At 51.6% G+C, this 17,327-nt stretch carries 11 protein-coding genes and 2 pseudogenes; 8 read left to right on the top strand and 5 right to left on the bottom strand.

All coding sequences use genetic code 11. The annotated features are described in order from the left end of the window. Nucleotides 1-21: 21 nt before the first annotated feature. Genes atoD through atoB form a run of 4 tightly spaced genes read left to right on the top strand, consistent with a single transcriptional unit; the run spans nucleotide 22 to nucleotide 3,868 of the window. Nucleotides 22-684 carry an acetate CoA-transferase subunit alpha gene (gene atoD, locus LG381_RS11625; RefSeq protein WP_000850524.1) on the top strand — a complete coding sequence of 221 codons (663 nt, stop codon included), beginning with the start codon at nucleotides 22-24 and terminating at the stop codon, nucleotides 682-684. Next, entirely contained in the window at nucleotides 684-1,334 is a 651-nt protein-coding gene (gene atoA, locus LG381_RS11620; protein ID WP_000339060.1) for an acetate CoA-transferase subunit beta, read from the top strand. Before atoD ends, atoA begins: the two co-directional genes overlap by 1 nt. Further along, complete coding sequence (locus LG381_RS11615) at nucleotides 1,331-2,653, top strand: TIGR00366 family protein (protein WP_213835737.1); 1,323 nt, start codon at nucleotides 1,331-1,333, stop codon at nucleotides 2,651-2,653. Before atoA ends, LG381_RS11615 begins: the two co-directional genes overlap by 4 nt. Before the next feature lie 30 nt (nucleotides 2,654-2,683). Further along, entirely contained in the window at nucleotides 2,684-3,868 is a 1,185-nt protein-coding gene (gene atoB / locus LG381_RS11610; protein WP_175119475.1) for an acetyl-CoA acetyltransferase, read from the top strand. Between the two features lie 73 nt (nucleotides 3,869-3,941). On the opposite strand, the pseudogene LG381_RS11605 reads toward atoB, so the two are convergent. The 3 genes and pseudogenes from LG381_RS11605 to gyrA all read right to left on the bottom strand — a co-directional run. Beyond that, nucleotides 3,942-4,391: pseudogene (locus LG381_RS11605) on the bottom strand (YfaP family protein); the annotation flags it as partial. Then, nucleotides 4,382-4,471: pseudogene (locus LG381_RS11600) on the bottom strand (hypothetical protein); the annotation flags it as partial. The pseudogenes LG381_RS11600 and LG381_RS11605, both read right to left, overlap by 10 nt. A 159-nt stretch (nucleotides 4,472-4,630) precedes the next feature. After that, a complete protein-coding gene (gene gyrA, locus LG381_RS11595) occupies nucleotides 4,631-7,258 on the bottom strand; it encodes a DNA topoisomerase (ATP-hydrolyzing) subunit A (protein ID WP_001281237.1) in 2,628 nt (875 codons plus the stop codon). Nucleotides 7,259-7,404: 146 nt separating this feature from the next. Between gyrA and ubiG the strand changes: the two genes are divergently transcribed. Further along, nucleotides 7,405-8,127: a bifunctional 2-polyprenyl-6-hydroxyphenol methylase/3-demethylubiquinol 3-O-methyltransferase UbiG gene (ubiG, locus tag LG381_RS11590; RefSeq protein ID WP_000990776.1), complete on the top strand. Its 723-nt coding sequence runs from the start codon at nucleotides 7,405-7,407 to the stop codon at nucleotides 8,125-8,127. 306 nt (nucleotides 8,128-8,433) lie between these two features. On the opposite strand, the gene yfaL is transcribed toward ubiG, so the two are convergent. Beyond that, the gene (gene yfaL, locus LG381_RS11585) at nucleotides 8,434-12,162 is read right to left on the bottom strand and encodes an AIDA-I family autotransporter adhesin YfaL/EhaC (RefSeq protein ID WP_225762435.1); all 3,729 of its coding nucleotides are present in this window, start codon (nucleotides 12,160-12,162) and stop codon (nucleotides 8,434-8,436) included. Nucleotides 12,163-12,842: 680 nt separating this feature from the next. Between yfaL and nrdA the strand changes: the two genes are divergently transcribed. From nrdA to yfaE, 3 genes are all read left to right on the top strand, one after another. Then, complete coding sequence (gene nrdA, locus LG381_RS11580; protein ID WP_001075191.1) at nucleotides 12,843-15,128, top strand: class 1a ribonucleoside-diphosphate reductase subunit alpha; 2,286 nt, start codon at nucleotides 12,843-12,845, stop codon at nucleotides 15,126-15,128. A gap of 88 nt (nucleotides 15,129-15,216) precedes the next feature. Beyond that, complete coding sequence (gene nrdB, locus LG381_RS11575; RefSeq protein WP_000332038.1) at nucleotides 15,217-16,347, top strand: class Ia ribonucleoside-diphosphate reductase subunit beta; 1,131 nt, start codon at nucleotides 15,217-15,219, stop codon at nucleotides 16,345-16,347. Beyond that, nucleotides 16,347-16,601, top strand: coding sequence for a ferredoxin-like diferric-tyrosyl radical cofactor maintenance protein YfaE (gene yfaE, locus LG381_RS11570; protein ID WP_096979870.1), 255 nt, complete (start codon nucleotides 16,347-16,349; stop codon nucleotides 16,599-16,601). The genes nrdB and yfaE overlap by 1 nt, the downstream gene beginning before the upstream one ends. Nucleotides 16,602-16,654: 53 nt before the next feature. Here yfaE and inaA read toward each other — a convergent pair whose 3' ends face one another. Next, nucleotides 16,655-17,305 (bottom strand): lipopolysaccharide kinase InaA, encoded by a 651-nt coding sequence (gene inaA, locus LG381_RS11565; RefSeq protein WP_222680250.1) that lies wholly within the window; start codon nucleotides 17,303-17,305, stop codon nucleotides 16,655-16,657. Between the last annotated feature and the right edge of the window lie 22 nt (nucleotides 17,306-17,327).

The following is a 17,327-nucleotide window of genomic DNA, read 5'->3' as shown; positions in this document are numbered from 1 at the left end:
TGTATGCAAGAGGGATAAATAATGAAAACAAAATTGATGACATTACAAGACGCCTCCGGCTTCTTTCGTGACGGCATGACCATCATGGTGGGCGGATTTATGGGGATTGGCACTCCATCCCGCCTGGTTGAAGCATTACTGGAATCTGGTGTTCGCGACCTGACATTGATAGCCAATGATACCGCGTTTGTTGATACCGGCATCGGTCCGCTCATCGTCAATGGTCGAGTCCGCAAAGTGATTGCTTCACATATCGGCACCAACCCGGAAACAGGTCGGCGCATGATATCTGGTGAGATGGACGTCGTTCTGGTGCCGCAAGGTACGCTAATCGAGCAAATTCGCTGTGGTGGAGCTGGACTTGGTGGTTTTCTCACCCCAACCGGTGTCGGCACCGTCGTAGAGGAAGGCAAACAGACGCTGACACTCGACGGCAAAACCTGGCTGCTTGAACGCCCACTGCGCGCCGACCTGGCGCTCATTCGCGCTCATCGTTGCGACACACTTGGCAACCTGACCTATCAACTTAGCGCCCGCAACTTTAACCCCCTGATTGCCCTTGCGGCTGATATCACGCTGGTGGAGCCAGATGAACTGGTCGAAGTCGGCGAGCTGCAACCTGACCATATTGTCACCCCTGGTGCCGTTATCGACCACATCATCGTTTCACAGGAGAGCAAATAATGGATGCGAAACAACGTATTGCACGCCGTGTGGCACAAGAGCTTCGTGATGGTGACATCGTGAATCTGGGCATTGGTCTGCCGACGATGGTCGCCAACTATTTGCCAGAAGGCATTCATATCACTCTGCAATCGGAAAACGGCTTCCTCGGTTTAGGCCCGGTCACGACAGCGCATCCAGATCTGGTTAACGCAGGCGGACAACCATGCGGCGTTTTACCCGGCGCAGCCATGTTTGACAGCGCCATGTCATTTGCGCTGATCCGTGGCGGTCATATTGATGCCTGCGTGCTCGGTGGTTTGCAGGTAGACGAAGAAGCCAACCTCGCGAACTGGGTAGTGCCTGGAAAAATGGTGCCCGGTATGGGTGGCGCGATGGATCTGGTGACCGGGGCGCGCAAAGTGATCATTGCCATGGAACATTGCGCCAAAGATGGTTCACCGAAAATTTTGCGCCGCTGCACCATGCCGCTCACTGCGCAACACGCGGTGCATATGCTGGTCACTGAACTGGCTGTCTTTCGTTTCATTGACGGCAAAATGTGGCTCACCGAAATTGCCGACGGGTGTGATTTAGCCACCGTGCGTGCCAAAACCGAAGCTCAGTTTGAAGTAGCCGCCGATCTGAATACGCAACGGGGTGATTTATGATTGGTCGCATCTCGCGTTTTATGACGCGCTTTGTCAGCCGGTGGCTTCCCGATCCTCTGATCTTTGCCATGTTGCTGACGTTGCTAACGTTCGTGATCGCGCTTTGGTTAACACCACAAACGCCGATCAGCATGGTGAAAATGTGGGGGGACGGTTTCTGGAACTTGCTGGCGTTCGGTATGCAGATGGCGCTGATCATCGTTACCGGTCATGCCCTTGCCAGCTCTGCTCCGGTGAAAAGCTTGCTGCGGACTGCCGCCTCCGCCGCAAAAACACCCGTACAGGGCGTCATGCTGGTCACTTTCTTCGGTTCCGTCGCTTGTGTCATCAACTGGGGATTTGGTCTGGTTGTCGGCGCAATGTTCGCCCGTGAAGTCGCCCGGCGAGTACCTGGCTCTGATTATCCGTTGCTCATTGCCTGCGCCTACATTGGTTTTCTCACCTGGGGTGGCGGCTTCTCTGGCTCAATGCCTCTGTTGGCTGCAACACCGGGCAACCCGGTTGAGCATATCGCCGGGCTTATCCCGGTGGGCGATACTCTGTTCAGTGGTTTTAACATTTTCATCACTGTGGCATTGATTGTGGTGATGCCATTTATCACCCGCATGATGATGCCAAAACCGTCTGACGTGGTGAGTATCGATCCGAAACTACTCATGGAAGAGGCTGATTTTCAGAAGCAGCTACCGAAAGATGCACCACCCTCCGAGCGACTGGAGGAAAGTCGCATCCTGACGTTGATCATCGGCGCACTGGGTATCGCTTACCTGGCGATGTACTTCATCGAACATGGCTTCAACATCACCATCAATACCGTCAACCTGATGTTTATGATTGCAGGTCTGCTGCTACATAAAACGCCAATGGCTTATATGCGAGCTATCAGCGCGGCAGCACGCAGTACCGCCGGTATTCTGGTGCAATTCCCCTTCTACGCCGGGATCCAACTGATGATGGAGCACTCCGGTCTGGGCGGACTCATTACCGAATTCTTTATCAATGTTGCGAACAAAGACACCTTCCCGGTAATGACCTTCTTTAGTTCTGCACTGATTAACTTCGCCGTTCCGTCTGGTGGCGGTCACTGGGTTATTCAGGGACCTTTCGTGATACCCGCAGCCCAGGCGCTGGGCGCTGATCTCGGTAAATCGGTAATGGCGATCGCCTACGGCGAGCAATGGATGAACATGGCACAACCGTTCTGGGCGCTGCCAGCACTGGCAATCGCCGGGCTCGGTGTCCGCGACATCATGGGCTATTGCATCACTGCCCTGCTCTTCTCCGGCGTCATTTTCGTCATTGGTTTAACGCTGTTCTGACGGCAACTCTACAGACAGAAGGAATATAAAATGAAAAATTGTGTCATCGTCAGTGCGGTACGTACTGCCATCGGTAGTTTTAATGGTTCACTCGCCTCCACCAGCGCCATCGATCTGGGGGCAACAGTAATTCAGGCCGCCATTGAACGCGCAAAACTCGATTCACAACACGTCGATGAAGTGATTATGGGTAACGTATTGCAGGCCGGGCTGGGGCAAAATCCGGCTCGTCAGGCACTGCTAAAAAGCGGACTGGCAGAAACGGTGTGCGGATTTACGGTCAACAAAGTATGTGGTTCTGGTCTGAAAAGCGTGGCGCTTGCCGCCCAGGCAATTCAGGCCGGTCAGGCACAGAGCATCGTAGCGGGTGGAATGGAGAACATGAGTTTAGCGCCCTATTTACTCGATGCAAAAGCACGCTCTGGTTATCGTCTTGGAGACGGACAGGTTTATGACGTGATCCTGCGCGATGGCCTGATGTGCGCCACTCACGGTTATCATATGGGTATTACCGCCGAGAACGTTGCCAAAGAGTACGGAATTACCCGTGAAATGCAGGATGAACTGGCGCTACATTCACAGCGTAAAGCGGCAGCAGCCATTGAGTCCGGTGCTTTTACCGCCGAAATTGTCCCGGTAAATGTTGTCACACGGAAGAAAAACATCGTCTTCGATCGCGATGAATTCCCGAAAGTAGATTCTACTGCAGAAGCTCTTGCTGCATTGCGCCCGGCCTTCGACAAAGCCGGAACGGTCACCGCCGGGAACGCGTCTGGCATTAACGATGGGGCTGCCGCACTGGTGATTATGGAAGAATCTGCGGCGCTGGCGGCAGGCCTAAAACCACTGGCACGCATTAAAAGCTATGCCAGCGGTGGCGTGCCCCCTGCATTGATGGGTATGGGACCAGTACCTGCCACGCAAAAAGCGTTACAACTGGCGGGGCTACAACTGGCAGACATTGATCTCATCGAAGCCAATGAAGCATTTGCTGCGCAGTTCCTTGCCGTTGGGAAAACCCTGGGCTTTGATCCTGAGAAAGTGAATGTCAACGGCGGAGCCATCGCGCTGGGGCACCCTATCGGTGCCAGTGGTGCTCGTATTCTGGTCACGTTATTACATGCAATGCAGACACGCGATAAAACGCTGGGTCTGGCGACGCTGTGCATTGGCGGCGGTCAGGGAATTGCGATGGTGATTGAACGATTGAATTAACCAACAAAAACGCCCGATAGCGAAAGTCATCGGGCGTTTTCTTAAACATCGACAGTGAAAGTAACCTCATTAATTACCAGTCAAAACTTTTCACCAGCGTCAGCTCGCCAGCATTACGCATCGGTACAATAAATGTTTCCTGTTTCTCATTGACCGATCCTTCATCGGTGATCAGCGTCAGTTGGGCGGTGGTTAATTCCGTTTCGCTGCGTCCGCCATAGTAGTTGATATACACCTGATAGCGCCCGTGAACTGGCGCTGGCATGGCGAAAATCTCGGGTCCGTACCCCGTCGTGACATCCATATCCAGTGCGCCACTGTTTTTCAGCACCGTGTTACCGTACCAGGCGTGTTCGCCATCAGGCGTAACGACATGAAGATCGAGGTCGGTATTATCCGTATCCCACGAGAGAACCAGCCGTAAACGTGCACGAATCGTTCCTGTACCCGGCGTTGAGTAAAACTGCATTTTTTGTCGGCTTTGCCCATACGGGCTGATGACCTGCACACTGTTGCTGCCTTCAATGCCCTGACGCCAGCGGAAAGTAGGGCTATTGCACCAAAACCTACAAGGCCATAAAACCGCCAGCCTTTCGCCTTTTTTCACCACTCATTGCCACATTCCTTGTGTAAAGCCAGCCATTTTTTATGGGCGATGCACAACTTTATCGCGCCCTAATACGACAAAAGCCCAGACTTTGCAGCCTGGACTTTTCAATTCAAAAAAGGGAGATGGCTCCCTTTTGACATGAATAAATAAAATTATTCTTCTTCTGGCTCGTCGTCAACGTCCACTTCCGGAGCGATTTCATCGTCCCCTTCCGCAGCACTGCCATCGATGGTATCCAGATCTTCCTCGTCAACCGGTTCAGCAACACGTTGCAGACCCACTACGTTTTCATCTTCCGCAGTACGGATGAGGATCACGCCCTGGGTGTTACGACCCACGATGCTGATTTCTGAAACGCGGGTACGTACCAGCGTACCGGCATCGGTGATCATCATGATCTGATCGCAGTCATCAACCTGTACCGCACCAACCACTAAACCGTTACGTTCAGTCACTTTGATGGAGATAACCCCTTTCGTCGCACGCGACTTAGTTGGGTATTCCGCCACCGCAGTACGTTTACCGTAACCGTTTTGTGTTGCAGTAAGGATTGCGCCATCGCCACGCGGTACGATCAGAGACACGACTTTATCGCCTTCGCCTAAACGAATACCGCGAACACCCGTGGTGTTGCAGCCCATCGCACGGACAGAAGACTCTTTAAAGCGCACCACTTTACCTTCGGCGGAGAACAGCATTACTTCGTCTTCGCCACTGGTCAGATCAACGCCGATCAGCTCATCGCCTTCAACCAGCTTGATCGCCACTTTACCGGCGGTACGCAGACGGTTGAATTCGGTGAGGACGGTTTTCTTCACAGTACCGTTAGCCGTCGCCATGAAGACTTTCACGCCTTCTTCAAACTCGGTCACAGGCAGGATCGCGGTGATACGTTCGTCCTGTTCCAGCGGCAGCAGGTTGACGATCGGACGACCACGTGCACCACGAGAAGCTTCCGGCAACTGATAAACCTTCATCGAATAGACGCGACCACGGCTGGAGAAGCACAGGATATGATCGTGGGTGTTCGCCACCAGCAGTCGGTCGATAAAGTCTTCTTCTTTAATACGTGCAGCAGATTTACCTTTCCCGCCACGACGCTGCGCTTCGTATTCCGAAAGCGGCTGGTACTTCACGTAGCCCTGGTGAGAGAGCGTCACGACCACATCTTCCTGAGTGATCAGATCTTCCAGGTTGATGTCTGCGCTGTTGGCAGTGATTTCAGTACGACGTTTGTCGCCGAACTGTTCACGAACCAGTTCCAGCTCTTCGCGGATCACTTCCATCAGACGATCGGCGCTACCCAGAATACGCAGCAGTTCCGCGATCTGATCCAGCAGTTCTTTGTATTCGTCGAGCAGTTTTTCGTGCTCAAGGCCGGTCAGTTTCTGCAAACGCAGATCCAGAATTGCCTGAGCTTGCTGTTCGGTCAGGTAGTACAGACCGTCACGCACGCCGAACTCTGGCTCCAGCCATTCCGGACGCGCAGCATCGTCACCCGCACGCTCCAGCATCGCGGCAACGTTGCCCAGCTGCCACGGATTAGCAACCAGCGCGGTTTTCGCTTCTGCAGGCGTCGGCGCATGACGGATCAGTTCAATGATCGGGTCGATGTTCGCCAGTGCTACGGCTAATGCTTCAAGGATATGAGCACGATCGCGGGCTTTACGCAGTTCGAAAATGGTACGACGGGTCACCACTTCGCGACGGTGACGGACAAACGCAGCGATAATGTCTTTCAGGTTCATGATCTTCGGCTGACCATGGTGCAATGCAACCATGTTGATACCGAAAGAAACCTGCAGCTGGGTCTGGGAGTAGAGGTTGTTGAGCACCACTTCACCGACCGCATCGCGTTTAACTTCAATCACGATGCGCATACCGTCTTTGTCAGACTCGTCACGCAGCGCGCTGATGCCTTCCACGCGTTTTTCTTTTACCAGTTCCGCAATCTTCTCGATCAGGCGCGCTTTGTTCACCTGATACGGAATTTCGTGGACGATAATGGTTTCACGCCCGGTTTTGGCGTCAACTTCCACTTCGGCACGAGCGCGGATATACACCTTGCCGCGACCGGTACGGTAAGCTTCTTCAATACCGCGACGACCGTTAATGATTGCCGCCGTTGGGAAGTCCGGCCCCGGGATGTGTTCCATCAGCCCTTCAATGCTGATGTCTTCATCATCGATATACGCCAGACAACCGTTGATGACTTCCGTCAGGTTGTGTGGCGGGATGTTGGTTGCCATACCTACGGCGATACCGGAAGAACCGTTCACCAGCAGGTTAGGAATTTTGGTCGGCATGACGTCCGGAATTTTTTCCGTACCGTCATAGTTATCAACGAAATCGACCGTCTCTTTTTCGAGATCGGCCATCAGTTCATGGGCAATTTTCGCCAGACGGATTTCCGTATAACGCATTGCCGCCGCAGAGTCGCCGTCGATAGAACCGAAGTTACCCTGACCGTCTACCAGCATGTAACGCAGCGAAAATGGCTGCGCCATACGGACGATCGTGTCATAGACCGCCGAGTCACCATGGGGATGGTATTTACCGATTACGTCACCAACGACACGGGCAGATTTTTTATAGGCTTTGTTCCAGTCATTGCCTAGTACGTTCATGGCGTAAAGTACGCGACGGTGTACCGGCTTCAGGCCATCTCGGACATCTGGCAGCGCACGGCCAACAATGACCGACATCGCATAATCCAGATAGGAGCTCTTCAGCTCTTCCTCAATGTTGACCGGTGTAATTTCTCTCGCAAGGTCGCTCATCTAACCGCTATCCCTCTACTGTATCCCGGATTCAAAGGTCGCAAATTATAACACAGCCGCGCAGATTGAGGTAAACCTATACGCTTTATTCACCTGCAATGCCTGATATACTCGATTGTCTTGCCAATTACGGAGTAGAAGTGCCAATGAATGCCGAAAAATCGCCGGTAAACCATAATGTAGACCACGAAGAGATCGCTAAATTTGAAGCTGTCGCCTCCCGCTGGTGGGATCTGGAAGGCGAGTTCAAACCACTGCACCGCATTAACCCGCTGCGTCTGGGCTATATTGCCGAGCGTGCTGGCGGTTTATTTGGCAAAAAGGTGCTCGATGTCGGTTGTGGCGGCGGCATTCTGGCTGAGAGTATGGCGCGCGAAGGCGCGACGGTGACCGGCCTGGATATGGGTTTTGAACCGCTACAAGTTGCAAAGCTACACGCGCTGGAAAGCGGTATTCAGGTGGAGTACGTGCAGGAAACCGTTGAAGAACACGCAGCAAAACATGCCGGACAGTATGATGTGGTGACCTGCATGGAGATGCTGGAGCACGTCCCCGATCCACAGTCAGTGGTTAGAGCCTGTGCGCAACTGGTGAAACCGGGCGGCGATGTCTTTTTCTCCACGCTTAACCGCAACGGCAAGTCATGGCTGATGGCGGTGGTCGGCGCGGAATATATTTTGCGCATGGTGCCCAAAGGCACACATGATGTGAAGAAGTTTATTAAACCGGCAGAACTGCTGGGCTGGGTGGATCAGACCAGTCTTAAAGAGCGCCATATGACCGGGCTACATTACAACCCAATCACAAATACTTTTAAGCTCGGCCCCGGCGTGGATGTGAACTATATGCTGCACACGCAGAATAAGTGAGATTGTTGACCGGATACATCTGACAACCGCGCCAATGCCTGATGCGACGCTTGCCGCGTCTTATCAGACCTACAAATGACTCCCCTGTTGACCGGATTCATCTGGCAACCGTACCAATGCCTGATGCGACGCTTGCCGCGTCTTATCAGGCCTACAAATGGCTCTCCTGTTGACCGGATTCATCTGGCAACCGTACCAATGCCTGATGCGACGCTTGCTGTGTCTTATCAGGCTTACAAATGACTCCCCCGTAGGTCGGATAAGGCGTTTACGCCGCACCCGGCAACGATGCCGGGCGGACAACAATTACCATTTCACCGTCATCGACAAAAATCCTGCCGTCTGGGCAAAATCATCACTTCCCTTCTGCCATGCAACGCTGCCGCGCAGGGAAACTCGCTGGCTAATATTGCCTGTTATCCCCACTTTTATTTCACCACGCTGCTTCGCCGCATCGTCGCTGATATTGCTGCCATCGTCTTCAATTTCCGCCGAATGGGGATGGTGATAATAATTCAGATCCAGGGTTGGCGTGATATGGAAAGCATTACGCCATTCGCTATGTATCCCGACACGCGTCTGAATATCATCGCCCTGCGATTGCGACACCCGCGCACGGTTAGCGGCGGTAAAATCATTCTGCTGCACGCCCTGATAAATCACCTGCGCCTGTGGTTCGATTACCACACCATGCCCCGATAACCACTGATAGCCAGCTTCCAGCGAGGCGATGCTCCCCGACGAGTGGTAATGATCCGCGCCATCGCCTTGTTCGGAAACATCATTGCTAAACCACGCGTATTGCAGCCAGCTATCCAGCCACGCCCCCTGCTGCTGGCTACCATGCTGAAACCAGCTCGAAGTCAGCCCAACGGCATAACCGTGGTTCTGGTTATCGGCGCGAGTTCCAGTCATATTCGAGCGGCTGTCGCCCTGGTTATCGCTGTAGCCACCGACAATCCCAAGCATCCATTCGCCATCATCGCCCCAGCGCCCCCTAAACAGGTCACCGCTAAGCTGCACCGTAGAGGTGTCTTCATGCTGAGCCAGTTGCCCTGCCGCCGTGTAATGATAACGTCCGCCGATAATGCGCAAATGCAGCGTCTGACCGTTGCTACCTGCGTGATCGTGTCGCTCCATCACAAACGCCTGATTTGCCGCCCGAAGGTTATTAAGATATCCACCAATTTTTGCATTCAACACCGGCTGATAAGCGGGCGTGGGAGCCGGATCGGGAGTCGGATCTGGATCAGGTGGCGATGGAGGCGTGACTTTTTGTGATCGCAAATACCAGTCGTTGTTATCTTCCACCAGCGTGTAGTCATACGCTCCCATATTGACGTAGCCGCTGCCCGCCAGACTGAACTGCGCGTTATTTTGAAATTGTGTGGGATCGCCAGCGAAATCAACCACTTTTATACCTGTAGATGTCGGATCGCCAATGCCAGTAATGGGGTTAACCACCACGGTCGTGTTGCCAGCGGTATTACCGTTCAACACCAACCGGTCGCTTACCGAGTCATCGCCGTTTAATTCGCTGTCGAGCAACAACGTACCGCCACCGTTGTAATCACCGTTTACGATCAGGGTATCGCCAGCGACGCCATTTTGCAGGCTGACCGCGCCGAAAGTATTGCTCAGATCACCATTGATCGTCACGCCAGGAAGATAAGTCAGGATGTCAGTTTCAAGGTTGGTATTAAGCTCGCCCGTTAACGTAACGCCATCGGTGACATTCACCAGCGTACCGCCACCGTTAAATAATGAGGCGTCGAGCGCCACAGACGTATCCTGCCCGGTTAAACGCAAAACCGTGCCATCGCTGATGTCGATAGTGCCACTGGAACTGGCATCAATAGACTGAATATCCTGATCCGCGCCAGTCTCGAACGTTGCCCCGTCACCAACCCACAGCGACGAAGCGTAAGGAAAGATATCCGCAACATCACCTTTCAGCGTACCTTCTTCCACTCGCACCGCCGACTGCGCCGTGCCGCTGGCAGTCAGTTCCAGCGTGCCTGCACCGGTTTTCGTCAGTGTGGTTCCCGCGTCCTGGTGCTGTCCACTGCTGTCGGCGATCAATGCGCCCCACTGCGTCACTGCACCATCGTCAACCACAATTTCGCCATCAGCGCGCATTTCGATATCACGCCCATGACCAGCCATCGCAGAGCGAGTATCGACATCAGCCGTAATCTCCATCGCGCTATCTTGTTGATTATCAGTGAAGATAACCTGGCGGTTATAGTGAGTATCACCAAGCTGAGAATTGTTGCTCACTACCAGCGTGCCGGAAGCGATTTGTGTTGTGCCGAGGTATTGATTGTCATTCGCCAGGCTTACCTGTCCATCGCCTGCATCTACCACTACATAGACGCCTTTTTTCCCGTCATCGCCAATATGCAAATCCTCACCACTATAAAGATCGACAACGTCCTGCTGACCAATCACCGTACCGCCGTTACCACTGATTTCCAGCCCATCGTTCTCTGACGTACCGCTCTGCCAGGTGGTGAAATCGGAAAGATCTAATACGCCACCGTTTAATACAATTGACTGCGGATCGTCCTGCATCGCCGCCAGATCCGCCGCGTTTCCCGCCAGCGAGAGGATTGCGCCATCTTCTACCACGACATCGCCGGTCAGTGCCATCGACGACGCCCCCGCCAGCGCATAGCTACCATTTTCAGCAATGGTCAGTTGCCCTTCACCTTCAATAGTTCCGCTAAACCCGCCGGCATTTACCGTCACGTTACCGCCAGCATCAATATTTAAAGTGCCATTCTGAAAACCCGTCAGTGAGTGAACAAAAGTCTGCTGTGTTGCGCCAACGTTAAGTTCTGCCTGATCATCCCGATGACTGATACTGCCGACCATCAGTCCATAGCAATTTTGTGGATTACTCTGGCAACGATCATCGCCAACATTCATCAGCGAATTGCTACGCCCCAGCGTCACTTCACCGTTTTCAACCCGCATCTCGCCGGTAAAATTATTATTATCCGCATTAAGCACCAGTTCGCCTGCGCCGGTTTTGCTGATACTTCCGGTTCCGGCAATGGAATCGAGCGCACCATCGTTGCTCAGGTCACCAATAATCAACGTTTTATTACCAGCGATATCAAACCTGACCTGACTTGAATCGATGTACATAAAGCCGCCCGCCGATGCAGATGGCGCATCGCCATATCCTGCGGCACTGTTGTTCTCATCCATCAAAACGCCACCGTTGTAGCTGTAGCTGGCATCAACCGAAATATCAATAAGATAGGGAGAGTTCGTACTACTGCTATAAATTGCGCCACCGTAACCTTCAGCAATATTATCTGTAAACGTGGTGTTATTAATTATTGTGAACTCTGATGGGTGAATGGTTTCCGTATTATTATCAGTGATATCGATAGCGCCACCATCGCCATCACTGTAACTTGTTGATGTATATGCCCGATTATGATTAAAAATCGTATTATTTAAGTAAATATTATTATTAATCGAATAAATTGCGCCACCTTTGCCGTCGTTAGCAATATTACCTGTAAATACAGCATTGGTAACGCTAAGATCAATATCACCAGCGTCATTTGTACCCGCAGAATAGATTGCCCCGCCATATCCTCCTGCCACATTACTGTCGAAGATAACCTGAGTAAGATTCAGCGTTGAGTTTTCTTTCGCAAAAATAGCACCTCCATTATTATATTCACCACTCACGGTATTATTTTCGAACAGAGTCATACCTGTTCCACCTTGTGCTGACAATATGAAATCAGCTCCTTGTTGTAAAAATACCGCCCCGCCACTGGCATCATTTGCCATAGAGGAAAAAATAAGCCATTGCCCGTCAGCAACACTCCAGGTCTGCATACTACCTGAGAGGCTCTGGCGACTGGCCAGGCAACTGGTAGAAACATTAACCCCCTGACATGAAGACAGAATCTGCGACGCCGCGTTTGCACGCGTAAACACGCAAGCAACGACAGCCAGGAAAATTAACAGATATCCTTTCCTGATAAAAATAATCCATTTTTTATTCATGATCTGACAGCCTGTGAGAAATAATAGGCTATCATTAAAAGGCATATTGCGATTGTAGATAATAACCAATTGTAAACAAGAAATTTTTAAAATAAGCGCACCAGCAATAATATTTACAGAAAGGAATTAATTATTTCTTTCAAAGTTTACCTGATTATTAAACAATGATAATTAAAACATATTAAACTGATTAATTCATTTCTTGTTTACCTGGAATAATCAATATCGCAAACTTTTATTTTACATCTACTGATTAAAAAATATCTGTTTCGTGAACCACACCTCTTTACATTTGCTCACATCATAAACATAACAATAAGTGTCGACGTGATATGAGTTTGTGATGGTATCAATTTTCGCCACATCTGACATAAGCGCAATAAATAACCTGGATCAATAATTATCTTAAATTGAACGTTCAAGAAATCACCGAACAGTTATTTTTAACAATTTTTTCTCTTCCCATTGACTTTCCCGAACACCTTGTCTGACCTAAGGTGCGTGGAAGCCGCCTTTTCCGTCGCGAGTTATCCACAAAGTTATACACTTGCAAGAGGGTCATTTTCACACTATCTTGCAGTGAATCCCAAACATACCCCCTATATATAGTGTTTGTAGCGACTTCCCTCACTACAGGTAGTCTGCATGAAACTATTTCGGAAAGAACAGGTACTACATACATGAATCAGAATCTGCTGGTGACAAAGCGCAACGGTAGCACAGAGCGCATCAATCTCGACAAAATCCATCGCGTTCTGGATTGGGCGGCAGAAGGACTGCATAACGTTTCGATTTCCCAGGTCGAACTGCGCTCCCACATTCAGTTTTATGACGGTATCAAGACTTCTGACATCCACGAAACCATTATCAAGGCTGCCGCAGACCTGATCTCCCGTGAAGCACCGGATTATCAGTACCTCGCCGCGCGCCTGGCAATTTTCCACCTGCGTAAAAAAGCCTACGGCCAGTTTGAGCCGCCTGCGCTGTATGACCATGTGAAGAAAATGGTCGAAATGGGCAAATACGATAATCATCTGCTGGAAGACTACACGGAAGAAGAGTTCAAGCAGATGGACACGTTTATCGATCACGACCGTGATATGACCTTCTCTTATGCTGCCGTTAAGCAACTGGAAGGCAAATATCTGGTACAAAACCGCGTAACCGGCGAGATCTACGAAAGCGCCCAGTTCCTGTATATTCTGGTTGCTGCCTGCCTGTTCTCAAACTATCCGCGTGAAACCCGTCTGCAATATGTGAAGCGTTTTTACGACGCGGTTTCCACATTTAAAATTTCGCTGCCGACGCCAATCATGTCCGGCGTGCGTACCCCGACTCGTCAGTTCAGCTCCTGCGTACTGATCGAGTGCGGCGACAGCCTGGATTCCATCAACGCGACTTCCAGCGCGATTGTAAAATACGTATCCCAGCGTGCCGGGATCGGCATCAACGCCGGTCGTATTCGTGCGCTGGGTAGCCCGATTCGCGGTGGCGAAGCGTTCCATACCGGTTGTATTCCGTTCTACAAACATTTCCAGACAGCGGTGAAATCCTGTTCTCAGGGCGGTGTGCGCGGCGGTGCGGCAACGCTGTTCTACCCAATTTGGCATCTGGAAGTAGAAAGCCTGCTGGTGTTGAAAAACAACCGTGGTGTGGAAGGCAACCGCGTGCGTCATATGGACTACGGGGTACAGATCAACAAACTGATGTATACCCGCCTGCTGAAAGGTGAAGATATCACTCTGTTCAGCCCGTCCGACGTACCGGGGCTGTACGACGCGTTCTTCGCCGATCAGGAAGAGTTTGAACGTCTGTATACCAAATATGAGAAAGACGACAGCATCCGCAAGCAGCGTGTGAAAGCCGTTGAGCTGTTCTCGCTGATGATGCAGGAACGTGCGTCTACCGGTCGTATCTATATTCAGAACGTTGACCACTGCAACACCCACAGCCCGTTTGATCCGGCTATTGCACCAGTGCGCCAGTCTAACCTGTGCCTGGAAATCGCCCTGCCGACCAAACCGCTCAATGACGTCAACGACGAAAACGGTGAAATCGCGCTGTGTACGCTGTCTGCTTTCAACCTGGGCGCAATTAATAGCCTGGATGAACTGGAAGAGCTGGCGATTCTGGCGGTACGCGCACTCGACGCGTTGCTGGATTATCAGGACTACCCGATCCCGGCAGCCAAACGCGGAGCGATGGGTCGTCGCACGCTGGGTATTGGTGTAATCAACTTCGCTTACTACCTGGCGAAGCACGGTAAACGCTACTCTGACGGCAGCGCCAACAACTTGACGCATAAAACCTTCGAAGCTATTCAATATTACCTGCTGAAAGCGTCTAACGAGCTGGCGAAAGAGCAAGGCGCGTGTCCGTGGTTTAACGAAACCACTTACGCGAAAGGCATCCTGCCGATCGATACCTACAAGAAAGATCTGGATGCTATCGCCAATGAACCGCTGCATTACGACTGGGAAGCGTTGCGTGAGTCAATCAAAACGCACGGCCTGCGTAACTCCACGCTTTCTGCTCTGATGCCGTCCGAGACCTCTTCGCAGATCTCCAACGCCACTAACGGTATTGAGCCGCCGCGCGGTTACGTCAGCATTAAAGCGTCGAAAGACGGTATTCTGCGCCAGGTGGTGCCTGACTACGAACACCTGCACGACGCCTATGAGCTGCTGTGGGAAATGCCGGGTAACGATGGCTACCTGCAACTGGTGGGTATCATGCAGAAATTTATCGATCAGTCGATCTCTGCTAACACCAACTACGATCCGTCACGTTTCCCGTCAGGAAAAGTGCCGATGCAGCAGTTGCTGAAAGACCTGCTCACCGCCTACAAATTCGGGGTCAAAACGCTGTATTATCAGAACACCCGTGACGGCGCTGAAGACGCGCAGGACGATCTGGTGCCGTCAATCCAGGACGATGGCTGCGAAAGCGGCGCATGTAAGATCTGATAATCCCCCAGCCTTTGCACCAAACCGTCCCCTCTCCCCTTGCGGGAGAGGGTTAGGGTGAGGGGTAATAAAACCACAGGACACATTCATGGCATATACCACCTTTTCACAGACGAAGAATGATCAGCTCAAAGAACCCATGTTCTTTGGTCAGCCGGTCAACGTGGCTCGCTACGATCAGCAAAAATATGAAATCTTCGAAAAATTGATCGAAAAGCAGCTCTCTTTCTTCTGGCGCCCGGAAGAAGTTGACGTCTCCCGCGACCGTATCGATTATCAGGCGCTGCCGGAGCACGAAAAACACATCTTTATCAGCAACCTGAAATATCAGACGCTGCTGGATTCCATTCAGGGTCGTAGCCCGAACGTGGCGCTGCTGCCGCTGATTTCCATTCCCGAACTGGAAACCTGGGTAGAAACCTGGGCGTTTTCGGAAACAATTCACTCCCGCTCCTACACGCACATCATTCGTAATATCGTTAACGATCCGTCTGTTGTGTTTGACGATATCGTCACCAACGAGCAGATCCAGAAACGCGCGGAAGGGATTTCAGCTTACTACGACGAACTGATCGAAATGACCAGTTACTGGCATCTGCTGGGCGAAGGCACTCATACCGTCAACGGCAAAACCGTGACCGTTAGCCTGCGCGAGCTGAAGAAAAAACTGTATCTCTGCCTGATGAGCGTTAACGCGCTGGAAGCGATTCGTTTCTACGTCAGCTTCGCTTGCTCTTTCGCATTCGCTGAACGTGAGCTGATGGAAGGCAACGCTAAAATTATTCGTCTGATTGCCCGTGACGAAGCCCTGCACCTGACCGGTACTCAGCATATGCTGAATCTGTTACGCAGCGGCGCGGACGATCCTGAGATGGCGGAAATTGCCGAAGAGTGTAAACAAGAGTGCTATGACCTGTTTGTCCAGGCGGCACAGCAAGAGAAAGATTGGGCGGATTATCTGTTCCGTGACGGTTCGATGATTGGTCTGAATAAAGACATTCTCTGCCAGTACGTCGAGTACATCACTAATATCCGTATGCAGGCGGTTGGTTTAGATCTGCCGTTCCAGACGCGCTCCAACCCGATCCCGTGGATCAACACCTGGCTGGTGTCTGATAACGTACAGGTTGCTCCGCAGGAAGTGGAAGTCAGTTCTTATCTGGTCGGACAGATTGACTCGGAAGTAGACACCGACGATTTGAGTAACTTCCAACTCTGATGGCTCGCGTTACCCTGCGCATCACTGGCACACAACTGCTGTGCCAGGATGAACACCCTTCCCTGCTGGCGGCGCTGGAATCCCACAATGTGGCAGTTGAGTATCAGTGCCGCGAAGGCTACTGCGGCTCCTGTCGCACGCGCCTTGTTGCAGGCCAGGTGGACTGGATTACCGAACCGTTAGCCTTTATTCAGCCGGGGGAAATTTTGCCCTGTTGTTGCCGGGCAAAAGGCGATATTGAAATCGAGATGTGATCGGGTACTAACGCCAGATGCAACGCTTATGCGTCTTATCTGGTCTACAACGATTACATGGCGTAGTAATACGCTTTCACCTGCTCCCAATCCGCTTTGGGGATCGGCTCCAGATATTTCTCCAGCTGGCGGAAGTCATGATGAATCGCCTTATGGCGACGCAGACGACGGCGACTTTTCTCCAGATCAAGAAAACCTGCTTCTGCCTTACCTTCTGTTTTGACATAGATATGGCGAACATAACAGCAACCATGCTGACGATTAACGCTATGCATCTTTTTAAATGCCTGCGCCACCGCTTTCAACATGGCTTGCCGTACATCATCGGAATAAGGCATTACTGCGTGTTGTGAATACCAGTCAGCAATACTGACAAACCCCGCCATATCTTCAGTCACCAGCAACGCGCGCCATTCACCCTCAATTTTCACCGCTTCACCAAAAACGATGTTCGGCACAATCACACCAGCGCGCTTCAGATCTTTTATTACAGCTATCTCCCGAACAATCGTCGGACGCCCAAATGGATAGCGGATAGAATGAAACAAGTGGTGAGTCATGCGCTTCACGTACAACTTTTTGCCGTTGTGCTCGACGCATTGCACCCCGCTCATACCGTTGCGGCGGTAATTCGGCTCCTCAACCCAGTCACCTTCTGTAGCCCACCAATGATTGAACTCATCGTGCTTTGCTGAAACTGCCATACCCTGTCGCCTGTCTTTATTG

It is taken from the genome of Escherichia sp. Marseille-Q3837, assembly GCF_916618735.1.
Lineage (GTDB): Bacteria > Pseudomonadota > Gammaproteobacteria > Enterobacterales > Enterobacteriaceae > Escherichia > Escherichia ruysiae.
The sequence above is the reverse complement of the archived record's forward strand: the minus strand, read 5'-3'. Positions and strand labels throughout refer to the sequence as shown.

Excerpts from the sequence above, each read along its gene's own strand:
- yfaE (WP_096979870.1), top strand. The coding sequence starts at position 16,347 with ATGGCTCGCGTTACCCTGCGCATCACTGGCACACAACTGCTGTGCCAG.
- gyrA (WP_001281237.1), bottom strand. The coding sequence starts at position 7,258 with ATGAGCGACCTTGCGAGAGAAATTACACCGGTCAACATTGAGGAAGAG.
- ubiG (WP_000990776.1), top strand. The coding sequence starts at position 7,405 with ATGAATGCCGAAAAATCGCCGGTAAACCATAATGTAGACCACGAAGAG.
- yfaL (WP_225762435.1), bottom strand. The coding sequence starts at position 12,162 with ATGAATAAAAAATGGATTATTTTTATCAGGAAAGGATATCTGTTAATT.
- atoA (WP_000339060.1), top strand. The coding sequence starts at position 684 with ATGGATGCGAAACAACGTATTGCACGCCGTGTGGCACAAGAGCTTCGT.
- nrdA (WP_001075191.1), top strand. The coding sequence starts at position 12,843 with ATGAATCAGAATCTGCTGGTGACAAAGCGCAACGGTAGCACAGAGCGC.
- inaA (WP_222680250.1), bottom strand. The coding sequence starts at position 17,305 with ATGGCAGTTTCAGCAAAGCACGATGAGTTCAATCATTGGTGGGCTACA.
- LG381_RS11615 (WP_213835737.1), top strand. The coding sequence starts at position 1,331 with ATGATTGGTCGCATCTCGCGTTTTATGACGCGCTTTGTCAGCCGGTGG.
- atoD (WP_000850524.1), top strand. The coding sequence starts at position 22 with ATGAAAACAAAATTGATGACATTACAAGACGCCTCCGGCTTCTTTCGT.
- nrdB (WP_000332038.1), top strand. The coding sequence starts at position 15,217 with ATGGCATATACCACCTTTTCACAGACGAAGAATGATCAGCTCAAAGAA.
- atoB (WP_175119475.1), top strand. The coding sequence starts at position 2,684 with ATGAAAAATTGTGTCATCGTCAGTGCGGTACGTACTGCCATCGGTAGT.